Source organism: Mucilaginibacter sp. KACC 22063, from assembly GCF_028736115.1.
Taxonomy (GTDB): domain Bacteria; phylum Bacteroidota; class Bacteroidia; order Sphingobacteriales; family Sphingobacteriaceae; genus Mucilaginibacter.
Genome location: NZ_CP117877.1, coordinates 1,095,162 through 1,107,303 on the forward strand (window position 1 = coordinate 1,095,162; position 12,142 = coordinate 1,107,303).

Here is a 12,142-nt window from a genome sequence, read left to right on the forward strand (position 1 = left end):
ACAAATAAGCTGTTGTTCTCTCAGCTTCAACTACTTCTTTCAATAATATGTCAAGTTAATGAGTCAGAAAAGTCAGCAAAGTCCGTAAGTCAGTCAATGACGAATGCACTAATGACCAATGACTAATAACTAAAAATATTCAGGTGCCTATATCGGCGGTGTCCACCTCTTCCCATTCCGAACAGAGAAGTTAAGCCCGCCAGAGCCGATGGTACTGCGGTAAAACGTGGAAGAGTAGGTCGGCGCCAACCTTTTTTAAAGCCCTTTCGGGCACTCAATGCCCCTAATCGGGCAGCAAAACTTAAAGCCTTGTTCCTATAGAACAAGGCTTTTTTGCGTTTAAGCGCTGGGGATAATGTTAGTTAAGATGTCGAAGCTTATCTAAAATTTAGTTAAAAAATACAGGTAAAACGTTTTATTAGTTATAATCTACTATTTTAGTGCATGCAATTCAAAACATTCTTTACAATAGTAGCGACTGTATTAACACTAAATGCAGTGGCGCAGGATAAACAGAAGACTTCCGGTAATCCTATATTTCCTGGCTGGTATGCCGATCCGGATGCAGCAATCTTTGACAAAACGTATTGGGTTTATCCTACCTATTCAGCACCTTATAAGCAACAGGTGCATTTAGATGCCTTCTCATCAAAAGATTTAATACACTGGGACAAACATCCGTCCATTGTAGATACTGCTGCTATTAAGTGGGCAAAGCGTGCAATGTGGGCACCTGCTATAGTGCATAAAGGCAAGCAATACTTTTTGTTTTTTGGAGCAAATGATGTGCATCAGGGTGAGATAGGTGGTATAGGTGTAGCGGTTGCTGACAATCCTGCCGGGCCATATAAAGATCATATTGGTAAGCCACTTATTAATGATATTGTAAATGGCGCACAGCCTATAGATCAGTTTGTATTCAAAGATAAAGATGGTAAGTACTATATTCTTTATGGTGGGTGGGGCCATGCTAATATCGCTCAACTAAATAAAGATTTTACTGGCCTTGTTCCATATGCTGATGGCACAACATTTAAAGAGATCACACCTAAAGGGTTTGTTGAAGGTATCTACATGATTTTAAAAGATAACAAATACTATTTGATGTGGTCTGAAGGTGGCTGGACCGGTCCGGATTATTCGGTAGCTTATGCCATTGCCGATTCTCCATTTGGACCTTTTAAACGCATTGGTAAAATATTGCAGCAGGATATGGCCATTGCTACAGGAGCTGGTCATCACTCATTAATGCATGATAAAAAACGCGATATATGGTATATCGTATATCACCGCCGCCCGCTTACTGAAACCGAAGGTAATCACCGTGAAGTATGTATAGACCGATTATATTTTAATGCTGATGGAACTATCAAACCGGTGAAAATAACAAAAGAGGGCGTAACAGAAGCTAGATTATAAGACCTTTACAGGATTTTTATGTTCGTCTATAGCTACGAATGTAAAAGTTCCTGTAATGGCTTTTTCGCGTATCTCCGAATACATTTCTTCAATGAAGATTTCCACGAGTACTTTTAAGCTGGTGTTACCTACATGTATAACATGGCCAACAAGTTCTATAATGGTACCTGCAGGTATAGGGCGATTAAAATCTATACGATCTGAAGATACAGTAACCACACGTTTCCGTGTGAACCTCGTAGCTGCTATAAAAGCAACTTCATCCATTAAATGCATTGCCGTGCCACCGAACAAAGTATCATAATGATTAGTGGTGCTTGGAAAAACTGCTTTGAATATACGGGTTTCTGATAAACGAATTCTTTCTTCAATATCTACTGTAGTCATAGGTCAAAGTTAAGGCTTTCTATAAATCCCATATAAAATAAAAAGGCCGCTCCTAAAAGGAGCGGCCTTTAGTATGTTTACGCGTTTGGATTAGTTAAAGATGTAACGGACGCCAAACTGCATTTGCCAGCGTGAAAATATGCTGGTATCGTTTTTATAAGATGTTGTAATAGGAATCTGGTTGTTTGCATCCAGGTAAGGTAATGTATAGTTAGCGCGGCCTGTAGTAGCATCTACGCCTACAAAACGTAAAACAGATACGTTACCATTATTAAGACCAGTAATAGAAGATACCTGATAAGTGCCCCAATTACGGTTAAGGAAGTTACCAACGTTGATCACATCCAACGTTAAACGGATAGTATTACGTGTTTTACCAGCCTTCACGAAGAAGTCCTGAGTGATGTTTAAGTCAGCACGTTTGAAGTATGGAAGTATTGCACCGTTACGTTCTGCATACTGACCCCTGTGAGTGTTCAGATATTTATCCTGGCTGATAAAGTTATTTAGCTGGTTCCAAAGTTGGTTGGCATTTCTGGGATCAGTAGTACCGTTTGGTACCAGGTTAATTTCAGACTGATTTCTTGGTATGTACATCAAATCGTTTGAGTTGTTACCATCGTTGTTTGGATCATTTGATGTTACATAAGAAATAGCACCGTTATTAGCAGCTTCAAATATTAAACCTACCGAAGTTGCATAGTTTTTACCGTATTCTTTACGATAAGCAATTGATGCAATTACACGGCTTGGCTGAACATAAGAGCTGTTTGATAATACATCACCGTTAGGGTTTCCTGCAACAGCACGTGAGCTCCAGATAGTAGATGCTGTAGAACCACCATCATTCACATCTTTAGATGCATTGTAAGTGTAGGCAACGTTAGCGTAGAAACCGCTGCTAAAGCTTTTCTGTAATTGGCCAGTGATGAAATATGAATAACCTTTTTTAGTGTTAGTCATATAATACAAACCATTAATGAATGGATTTGTAGCACTTTGTGGAGAACCTGCAGCAGGAGTAGTGTTTTTAGATGCGTAACGAATCTGCCCTTCAGGGCCTGCTAAAGTAGTATAAGCGTCAGATAACACTAAATTTTGGTGATAAATAGCGTTTATATCTTTAGTATATGCACCTTCAATAGTACCTAAGATACCCCATGGTAATCTTTGGTCAATAGCCAGGTTAGTTCTCCAGATTTTTGGATATTTTAAGTTGGGATCAGCAACGTCAAGCTCGTAAGAGGTATTTGCTGCGCCGCTACCTGCTGGTGGGCGATTTGCATTAACGTTAGGGTTAAAGTTTAATCGTGGGTCATTAGGAGAGTTAGCTTTTGTAACAGTGTATGAACCAAATAATAAACCGTTATTTGATGCCTGGTTAGAGATCCATACAAATGGAACTAAACCTGCGAATAAGCCTGAACCACCACGAACCTGAGTGGTTTGATCACCGTTAACATCCCAGTTAAAGCCTAAACGTGGAGAAATTTGCACACGGTTTTTAGGCAATTTAGAAACGTCAACATGGATACCTTGCTGGAAGGTTAATGCAGCTGCGTTAGGGTTTGCATCAAGGCTGGTTGGGAAAGCATCATAATCAGCACGTACACCGTAGGTTAAACGGAAATTATCTGTAACATGCCATTTATCCTGCGCATAAACGCTAAAGATAGATGCTTTGATCTTTGCATAAGGGAATTCGCCTGATGGCAATGCAGAATAACGATAAGTATAAGCTGCGGCTGGCAAGCCATTTAGGAAATCTGATGCTGAATTATAAGTATACAAACCGTTGTAAGCAGGAGCAAAGCCGTTAGTGTAGCTTTGGATCTGATCGTTAGTACCAAAAGTTAATTCGTGTTTACCTGCGAAAATGGTAAAATCGTCAGAGAACTGAATGATATTAGTATTTAATAAGTTACCAGCGGTATATAGTTCATAACCAAAGCTTGTGGCAGTACCAGTAGCAGGAGTTGTTACGGCACCAGTAGTTGAGGTAACAGCATTATCAATATCCACCATTGGAATATCCTGCCCACCTAATGTTTTACGATAATCGCGTAAAGCAGAGTAACCAAAAGTTAACTTGTTACTCATAGTGTTGCTGATACGGGTATCTAACTCTACTATACCAATATTAAAGTTGTTGTTAATCTGGTAACCTGAATTATAAAAAGGAAGAGTTAAAGTACCCGGTTGGCGTGTACCTATACCTACAGCAGTTTTACCATCTGTATTATTTACACCAGAGTTGCTTGCTGCAAGGTTTCTGTAAGATTTTAAATAGAAATATTTTGCACTTAAAGTGTTGTTCTTGTCAATATTCCAGTCAAGTTTTGCAGTAATCTTGTCGCTTGATGTCAGGTAATTAAAGTTTTCATATGCACCTGGATCATAGTTGTACTTGCTTTTTAAGTAGCTTGAAATCTGCTCTAAAGTTGCAGCAGGTACTTGCGAAACGTTTGCACCGCTTACGCCCGGGCGAGATGCAATGTAGTTAGTAGTTGGCGGTTCATTTTTACGCTCTTGCTCACCAGAAACAAATAAGAATAATTTGTTTTTGATGATTGGCCCACCTACACTTACACCTTGAGTGTGGTAAGTGAATTTGGTTTCAGGAACGCGGGTAGGCCCTACTTTGTAACCGGTTAAGCCTGGGCCGCGTACATAATAGTAAGCAGTACCTTTTACCTGGTTAGTACCAGATTTAACAACAGTGTTTACACCTGCACCGGTAAAGTTACCCTGACGTACGTCATAAGGTGCAAGATCAACCTGGATCTGGTCAATCGCATCTAATGAAATAGGTTGTGAGTTAGTTTGGCCACCTAATGTACCAGATAAACCGAATGAGTTGTTAAACAAAGCACCATCAACAGTAATGTTGTTAAATGTGCTGCTGCGGCCACCGAAATTTAAACCGTTTGCAGATGGTGTAAGTTTGGTAAAATCTGCTAATGAACGGTTAATGGTAGGTAAAGCATCAATTTGCTGGCGATTGATAGTTTCGCGGGCACCTGTACGTGATGAGTTGATCACCTTACCGGCTGAGCTTGTTACCACAACTTCGTTAAGTGTAGTGTTGTTCTCCTGGATGTTAGCATCAATTCTTTGGTCCTGGCCAATAGATAGGGTGATGTTTTCGCGGATGAACGGGTTGTATCCTACAAAGGATACTTTAAACGTGTAAGGGCCACCAACACGTAAGTTTGGAATGTTGTAGCGGCCATCGTTACGGCTTACAGTTGAATAAACTGTACCGGTTGGTAAGTGGGTGATGGTAACTGTAGCGCCCGGAATAGGGCCTTTGGTATCGGAAACGATACCGTTTACGCTTGCAGTGGTCACACCCTGAGCATTTGCGCTGTTCTTATTGAACACCGTTAGCCCGAATAGCATTAAAAAAATGAGTAAATACTTTTGCATACCTGCGGGTTTAAATGAATGATTTTAACCACAAAATAAATAAACTAATGTTAAGAAATTATTAACCGTCAATAATTTATGTTTAAATTTTTTTAACATATGTGAGGATAAATGTTAAATATGGTAACAGGTGCATTTTCAATGTGGAAAAGTCAAACTAAATTAGTAAGTGAAAATGTTGTTTAATGTCACAAGAAAGTTGCATTTGAGCTAATTGGATATGATTATTGTATTTTATTTTCAATAAATTTTGAAAGTTTGATAATTATAAGTACATTTGTATATGCAATTACCAGAAGCAAAAAGAAAATTTATTGAGGCATGGGGTAGGCTCGGATCAGAGTGGGGAATTAACCGCACTATGGCCCAGGTGCATGCTTTGCTAATTGTTACGCCCGGCGAATTAAGTGCAGACGAAATTATGGAAGCACTTGTAATATCCCGCGGTAATGCTAACATGAACCTGCGTGATCTGATCGACTGGGGGCTTGTAGAGAAGCGACATAAGGCAGGTGAACGCAAAGAATTTTTTTACGCAGATAAAGATGTTTGGAACATTGCACGCCAGGTAGCTAAAGAACGTAGAAAAAGAGAACTTGACCCGGTTATTAAATTACTGGATGAATTATCAAAAGTGGAGGGTGACAAAAAAGACCCCGATTACGCAACGTTCAATAAAACTGTGACTGATATTAATAAGCTCGCAAAAAATGTAGACCGCACTTTAGATACCATGATGAAAGCTGAAGAAAGCTGGTTCTGGGGTTCTTTAATCAAGCTTATCAAATAAGCTTTTTTTAGCTCTATAAATTTCAAAAATTATTGAAAGTTCTATATTAAAAAATACAATACAATGAACACTTTGAAAAACCACCTTATTTTATTTGATGCAGATTGCCCAATGTGTAATATCTATACCCGGGCATTTGTTAAGTCAGGAATGCTTGATGCTAACGGGCGGCAGTCTTATCAAAAATATGGAGGTAATAATTGTCCGCTTATTGATAAACAACGTGCCGTTGATGAAATTGCATTGGTTAACCAATCAACAGGCGAGGTAACTTATGGTGTTCAAAGCCTATTTAAAGTAATCAGTAATTCATTTCCATTACTTAAGCCGCTTTTTGCTTCAAAAGCATTTGGTTGGTTAATGGCAAAATTATATGCATTTGTATCTTACAACCGTAGGGTAATAGTGCCGTCTTCAGGCCAGCGCGACTTTGAGTACGCACCAACATTCAAATTGAAATACAGGTTAGCGTATCTTGTTTTTACCTGGGCAATTACCGCATTTATCTTAACAAAATATGTACCTCTCTTAACTGGCATCTTACCTTTAGGAAGCAGTTATCGCGAATACCTCATCTGCGGTGGTCAGATCATCTTTCAGGCATGTATTATGTCTGCTATGTTTAGACAACAGACCTGGGATTATTTAGGTAACATGATGACGATTTCATTTGCCGGTTCTTTATTGTTATCCCCAATGTTTTTATTCCATAAATATATAGGCAATCAGCCGCTTGTCTATTTAATGTATTTTATGGCTATAGTAATGCTGATGTTCTTAGAACATATTCGTCGGAGTAAATTAATGGGTTTGGGCTGGTGGCTTACTATAACATGGTCTTTCTACCGTATGCTTGTTTTGGCAGTTATTTTTATGAACAATTAACTTAAAGGATGATGAAGTACAAAAAAATCATACTTGCCGGTGGCAACGGCTACCTGGGTAAGGTGCTTGCCAATTATTATCACAGCATTGCTGGTGAGGTGATCGTCCTTAGCCGTAAACCTGCTCAAAATATCAACAACATTAAAACCCTGGTTTGGGACGGTGTTAACGATGGAGATTGGGTAAAGGAACTGGAAGGTGCCGAGCTATTGGTAAACCTTTGCGGTAAAAACGTGAATTGCCGTTACAATGAGGCAAACCGGAATGAGATCATCAGATCGAGAGTTGAACCTACTGCTTTATTAGGCAAAGTGGTCAGCCAGCTAAATCAGCCACCGCAACTGTGGATCAATGTAACTTCTGCAACCATATATCGCCACGCGGAAGACCATGCACAGGATGAGTTGACAGGCGAAATTGGTTATGGATTTTCCATTGATGTTTGTAAACAATGGGAACAAACATTTTTTGAGCAGGAAACGCCGCAAACCCGTAAGGTTGCATTACGCATGGGTATAGTACTTGGCCGCAGTGATGGCGTTTTTCCGCGCCTTGTAAATATGGTAAAATTTGGCCTGGGCGGTAAACAAGGTAACGGCGAGCAATATATTTCATGGGTCCATGAACAGGATGTGGCACGCTGTACCGAATGGCTATTACTGCACAATGAAATGGATGGTATTGTTAATTGTACCGCAACTGTGGCAATAAAGAACAAGGACTTTATGAAAGCACTACGCAAAGCTTGCGGCATACCGCTCGGCTTGCCTGCACCTGCGTGGTTACTTGAAATAGGTGCCAGGCTGATTGGTACCGAAACAGAACTGATTTTAAAAAGTAGATGGGTTAAACCGTTACAACTGGTGCAAGGCGGTTACCAGTTTATGTTTTCAAATGCCCGGCATGCAATTGATGATATATTAAGCGTCAGAATATAATATAAGTATTTTGGGAGTGAATTCCCCATTATTCCCCGTGTTTTTTAATTGCAGATTAAATCCCCTCATCAGTAATTGATTTTTACCTATTACTTAATTAAGGGATTTTTATTTAGAAAACTGCTTTGAACTTATTTAAAGCGGCTTAATGCTTAAATAGATACTTAAATCAGCAAATATAATTGAGGTAGGAACAGGGTTTGCAATAGTTTAAATGTATTTCATTTAAGTTAAATACTGATTTAATAACAAAGCCATGACAAGCAGCAATTACAAACCAGATCTTATTTCAAATTTTTTGGAACACATTAGCGGCAAGTATAAAGTACTTGATTTCTTTTTAAGTGCGGCATTTGTAATAGCTATTAGCTTCTGGACGGTAATGATGCGTACCGGTTATGATTGGGATGCAAGTTTCCGGTTCTTTGATCCCACAGTACTGCCGCTGATCTTAAAAACAGTGCTTGCATTTTGCGTGATCAGAAAACTTCGCCTCATGTACAAAAGCATTTAACAATTTGCCCCCAATTTCGCAGCCAAGCGCTGCAATATATATAGTAAAGCTGCCTTCGGGCGGCTTTATGTATTTAAAGGCCTGCCATTTTAATACCTGATGCCTTTATGCTTTCGAGCAATTTTTCTTGTAGAGTTAGCTTATTGTCCATGTAGCCGTGGGCATTTACCCATACATAAACAGTTACAATATATCCGTCGGCCTGTAATTCGCTGATGCCGATACGTCTTTCGGGCGATTTAAGGCAGCTTTCTGATGCATCAATCGTTTTTTCCAGCACCGCTTTTACTTCATTAAAGTCAATGATGTTTGGAAACCTCATATTAATATCAAGCCTGCGTTTGCCTTCGCGGCTGATATTGATAATTACTTCGTTTGATAGTTTACTGTTGGGTACCACCACCACCCGGTTGTCAAACGTGATGACAATGGTATAAAATATCTGTATCGAGCTTACTGTGCCTTCAAGGCCTTGGGTAATAATATTATCGCCCACTGTAAATGGTTTTAACAACAATATGAGTATACCGCTGGCAAAGTTTTGTAAAGTACCGGATAACGCAAGGCCGGCCGCCACACCCAATGCACCAATTACTGTAGCAAATAAAGTCATCTGGATACCGATGACCTGCATTACGCCAAGCACAAGCAATACCCGTAAGGCCACACCAAGCAAACTAACCAAAAATGGTTTGAGTGATGGATCAACAGATTTGCGCTGCATGCCGCGTTGCGACCAACTCACAAACACATTTATGGCCCAAAGACCGATGAGTAGTATAATTATACCGATTACAAAGCGTGGACCGTACCGGATAACCCAATCCGTAGCTTTGTCATAAAATTTATCAAATTGCATAAAACTAATCATTGTTGAGGGTATCAAAATCTTTTAAATAACGATATATATTCTTGCTTTGTTTAAGGATAACTTTATTAACCTGTAAAATTTATAACTGATTTTTAGATTACTGGTGTATCTGAATGGCGTTTACAAGGTGTACGGATATGGACGACTCTGTTCGTATCCGTACAGTTGAATTTTTGCCTAACTGCTTCTAATGTGCTTAAAGCGTGTTTACGGTATTGGTATTTCAATTGCGCCTTTTAATAATTAACTATAATAAAGCCTTATGTCGATTAGCAATATCAAATTAGCATGGAGAAATATTAAGAAAGATGGCCTTTATTCAGTGATTAACATACTGGGGTTGTCTATCGCCACAGCAGTATTCCTGCTAATTATCAACTTTGTGAATTTTGAGTATAGCTATGAGTCGTTTCATAAAAAGGCTGACAACATTTACCGTGTTACTTATGATATTTACCAGGGTGCTAAATATGTGATTACTGATTGCGAGACACATCCGCCATTAGCGCCGCTTTTAAAAAAGGACTTTCCTGAAGTAGTAAACTATGTGAGAATCCAGCATATGGAAAGCGGATCGGTAGTTAACTATAATAACCAGTTTTACCAGATTGAGCATGCTTATGCGTCAGACCCCTCTATTTTTGATGTTTTTGATTATGATCTGATAAGAGGCGATAAAAATACATCGCTGACAAACCCGATGCAGGTAGTACTTACCCAATCGCAATGCAAGCGCATCTTCGGTACAGATGATGCCATTGGTAAAAGTCTTAAAATAGGTAAATATTTATATGCTGTTAAAGGTGTTATTAAAGATCCGCCACTTAATACACATTTAAAAATAGATATGTTGCTGTCATTTTCATCCCTGCCTGTGATGGGATGGAATTTAAACAGTTGGGACGGAAACAACAATTATACTTACTTACAGCTGGTACCTGGTGTTAATCTGAATGCCTTTAATGATAAACTAAAAGCCTTTAGCCGTGCTACGTTGAAGGGCAAGCTTTCTGCAGGAAACGTATTTGTTGCCGAACCTATAAAATCTATTCACCTCCACTCGCATAAAAGTTACGAGCCCGAAGTTAACGGCGATGCAAAGTCAGTGAAGTTCATGCTTATTTCAGCTATACTTATCCTGCTTATCGGGTCTGTAAACTATGTGAACTTAGCTACAGCGCGGTCTGCAAGGCGGATAAAAGAAACCGGGATGCGTAAATTGTTAGGGTCGTCAAAAGGCATGCTTGTCACTCAGTTCTTATCAGAAACATTGTTTGTGAATGTGTTTGCTTTGGCGGTTGCCTTAATCATTGTATGGATAGCCCTTCCATTTTATTTTCAACTTGTTGAAAGGCCGCTTCAAATCAGCTTTTTCGGTACAGCATTATTTTGGTCAATGTGCCTGGGCTTATTAATTTTTAATTGCCTTTTATCAGGGTTGTATCCCGCAATCAGCCTTGCTGCCATAAAGCCAATTAGGGTAGTTAACCGTGTATTTACCGCTTCAAGGCAAAGCGATATGCTTAGAAAAGCCTTGGTTGTGGGGCAGTTTGCTACTGCTTTAATCGTGCTTTCGGCATCTTTTATTGTATACAAACAACTAACATACATGCAAAAGCAAAACCTGGGTATGGATGCCAGCCAGATACTTGTGCTTAATGCGCCCGAGGTTGATGATGCTATACGTACACAGCAAAGTATTGCGCTTAAAAATGCTTTGGCTGAGATACCGGGTGTTACCAGTGTTTCGGCATCGGGGGCGTTGCCGGGCGTTAGCCAGCACGATATCAGTTCCAGCACAGGGCTTAGTCGCTATGAAAGTAAGGAGGGGTTGGGTTATGATTTTTATCTGTATGGAATAGATGCACGGTTTGTACCAACTATGCAGATCAATCTTGCAGCCGGTGAGAATTTCAGAGAGGGCAGCCTCAATAAAGATGAGGTGCTGATTAACGAAACTGCAGCCAGGTTATTTGGATTTAAGAACGCCGCAGAAGCCGTTGGGCAAAAGCTGAACATGAATGGGCCGGTTACCATTAAAGGGGTGATAAAAGACTATCATCAATTGTCAATGAAAGAGGCTATTATACCAATGATCCATTACTATAATGATAATGCCGCTTTTTATTCATTAAAGTTGCAGCACAGTGATCCTAAAAAAGTGTTAAGCAAGGTGCAGGCAATATGGAAAGCAAATTGCCCAGGTAATACACTTACCTACAGGTTTTTGAATGACATGTTTGACCAGCAATACAAAAACGAGCAGCGGTTTGGTAAAATTGTTGCCGTATTTTCTATTCTTACACTCTTTATCACCTGTTTGGGTATATTGGGGTTAACTGCCTATAACATTAATTTACGCACAAAGGAAATAGGGATACGCAAGGTATTAGGAGCATCTGTAGCCAGTATTGTACAATTGTTTTCTTTAGATTTCGTAAAGCTGATATTTATAGCAATGGTAATAGCAACACCTATTGCATGGTACGTAATGAACCTTTGGCTTAATGCTTTTGCTTATCGCATAAGTATACCTTGGTGGGTGTTTGCTATAACCGGGTTAACATGCGTCATTGTTGCTTTAGCTACGCTTAGTTTTCAATCTGTTAAAGCGGCTGTTATGAAACCTATTGGTGCGTTGAAGGCCGAATGATCAGGAGTGATCAGCAATTTTATTTATGCCCACTTGTTAAGATTCTGAAAGGAAAAATCCTTTGATCGCATTTTGGATCACGTTTTTGCAGGTGAAGTTTACCGCGACCGGTGCAAAAATGTAATGGACGGCTACCTGAAATATTACCTTAAAGTAACTCCCGGCAATACTTTAGGTATTGTTCATGCAAGTGAGATAACGGTTAAGTGTACCGGCAAAAAATCATTAATGAGCAACAGAATGTCCAAACTTTAAG

10 protein-coding genes and 1 rRNA gene are annotated in these 12,142 nt (G+C 39.5%); 8 read left to right on the top strand and 3 right to left on the bottom strand.

The genetic code is table 11. The features are described from left to right. The first annotated feature begins 139 nt into the window (after positions 1 to 139). Together rrf and PQ461_RS04820 are read left to right on the top strand one after the other, a co-directional pair. Positions 140 to 251, top strand: a 5S ribosomal RNA gene (gene rrf / locus PQ461_RS04815). 193 nt (positions 252 to 444) lie between these two features. Continuing rightward, complete coding sequence (locus tag PQ461_RS04820; protein ID WP_274302232.1) at positions 445 to 1,419, top strand: glycoside hydrolase family 43 protein; 975 nt, start codon at positions 445 to 447, stop codon at positions 1,417 to 1,419. Here the strand turns inward: PQ461_RS04820 and PQ461_RS04825 are convergent. Together PQ461_RS04825 and PQ461_RS04830 are read right to left on the bottom strand one after the other, a co-directional pair. Next, on the bottom strand, positions 1,414 to 1,806 hold the full coding sequence (locus tag PQ461_RS04825; RefSeq protein WP_274302233.1) for an acyl-CoA thioesterase: 393 nt from the start codon (positions 1,804 to 1,806) through the stop codon (positions 1,414 to 1,416). The genes PQ461_RS04820 and PQ461_RS04825 overlap by 6 nt on opposite strands. 90 nt (positions 1,807 to 1,896) lie before the next feature. Beyond that, positions 1,897 to 5,235, bottom strand: coding sequence for a TonB-dependent receptor (locus PQ461_RS04830; protein WP_274302234.1), 3,339 nt, complete (start codon positions 5,233 to 5,235; stop codon positions 1,897 to 1,899). A 283-nt stretch (positions 5,236 to 5,518) separates the two neighbouring features. On the opposite strand from PQ461_RS04830, the gene PQ461_RS04835 reads away from it, so the two are divergent. From PQ461_RS04835 to PQ461_RS04850, 4 genes are all read left to right on the top strand, one after another. Beyond that, positions 5,519 to 6,025 carry a GbsR/MarR family transcriptional regulator gene (locus tag PQ461_RS04835; protein WP_274302235.1) on the top strand — a complete coding sequence of 169 codons (507 nt, stop codon included), beginning with the start codon at positions 5,519 to 5,521 and terminating at the stop codon, positions 6,023 to 6,025. A gap of 63 nt (positions 6,026 to 6,088) precedes the next feature. Beyond that, positions 6,089 to 6,910 carry a thiol-disulfide oxidoreductase DCC family protein gene (locus PQ461_RS04840; RefSeq protein WP_274302236.1) on the top strand — a complete coding sequence of 274 codons (822 nt, stop codon included), beginning with the start codon at positions 6,089 to 6,091 and terminating at the stop codon, positions 6,908 to 6,910. An 8-nt stretch (positions 6,911 to 6,918) separates the two neighbouring features. Further along, positions 6,919 to 7,848 carry a TIGR01777 family oxidoreductase gene (locus PQ461_RS04845; protein WP_274302237.1) on the top strand — a complete coding sequence of 310 codons (930 nt, stop codon included), beginning with the start codon at positions 6,919 to 6,921 and terminating at the stop codon, positions 7,846 to 7,848. 256 nt (positions 7,849 to 8,104) lie between these two features. Next, on the top strand, positions 8,105 to 8,362 hold the full coding sequence (locus tag PQ461_RS04850) for a hypothetical protein (protein ID WP_274302238.1): 258 nt from the start codon (positions 8,105 to 8,107) through the stop codon (positions 8,360 to 8,362). 73 nt (positions 8,363 to 8,435) lie between these two features. On the opposite strand, the gene PQ461_RS04855 is transcribed toward PQ461_RS04850, so the two are convergent. After that, positions 8,436 to 9,221: a mechanosensitive ion channel family protein gene (locus PQ461_RS04855; RefSeq protein ID WP_274302239.1), complete on the bottom strand. Its 786-nt coding sequence runs from the start codon at positions 9,219 to 9,221 to the stop codon at positions 8,436 to 8,438. A 274-nt stretch (positions 9,222 to 9,495) separates the two neighbouring features. Between PQ461_RS04855 and PQ461_RS04860 the strand changes: the two genes are divergently transcribed. Continuing rightward, complete coding sequence (locus PQ461_RS04860) at positions 9,496 to 11,886, top strand: ABC transporter permease (RefSeq protein WP_274302240.1); 2,391 nt, start codon at positions 9,496 to 9,498, stop codon at positions 11,884 to 11,886. Positions 11,887 to 11,958: 72 nt separating this feature from the next. Beyond that, a complete protein-coding gene (locus tag PQ461_RS04865) occupies positions 11,959 to 12,141 on the top strand; it encodes a hypothetical protein (RefSeq protein WP_274302241.1) in 183 nt (60 codons plus the stop codon). Position 12,142: the final 1 nt, after the last annotated feature.

Coding starts and splice junctions, on each gene's coding strand:
- PQ461_RS04855 (WP_274302239.1), bottom strand. CDS start 9,221: ATGCAATTTGATAAATTTTATGACAAAGCTACGGATTGGGTTATCCGG.
- PQ461_RS04845 (WP_274302237.1), top strand. CDS start 6,919: ATGATGAAGTACAAAAAAATCATACTTGCCGGTGGCAACGGCTACCTG.
- PQ461_RS04850 (WP_274302238.1), top strand. CDS start 8,105: ATGACAAGCAGCAATTACAAACCAGATCTTATTTCAAATTTTTTGGAA.
- PQ461_RS04830 (WP_274302234.1), bottom strand. CDS start 5,235: ATGCAAAAGTATTTACTCATTTTTTTAATGCTATTCGGGCTAACGGTG.
- PQ461_RS04820 (WP_274302232.1), top strand. CDS start 445: ATGCAATTCAAAACATTCTTTACAATAGTAGCGACTGTATTAACACTA.
- PQ461_RS04840 (WP_274302236.1), top strand. CDS start 6,089: ATGAACACTTTGAAAAACCACCTTATTTTATTTGATGCAGATTGCCCA.
- PQ461_RS04835 (WP_274302235.1), top strand. CDS start 5,519: ATGCAATTACCAGAAGCAAAAAGAAAATTTATTGAGGCATGGGGTAGG.
- PQ461_RS04825 (WP_274302233.1), bottom strand. CDS start 1,806: ATGACTACAGTAGATATTGAAGAAAGAATTCGTTTATCAGAAACCCGT.
- PQ461_RS04860 (WP_274302240.1), top strand. CDS start 9,496: ATGTCGATTAGCAATATCAAATTAGCATGGAGAAATATTAAGAAAGAT.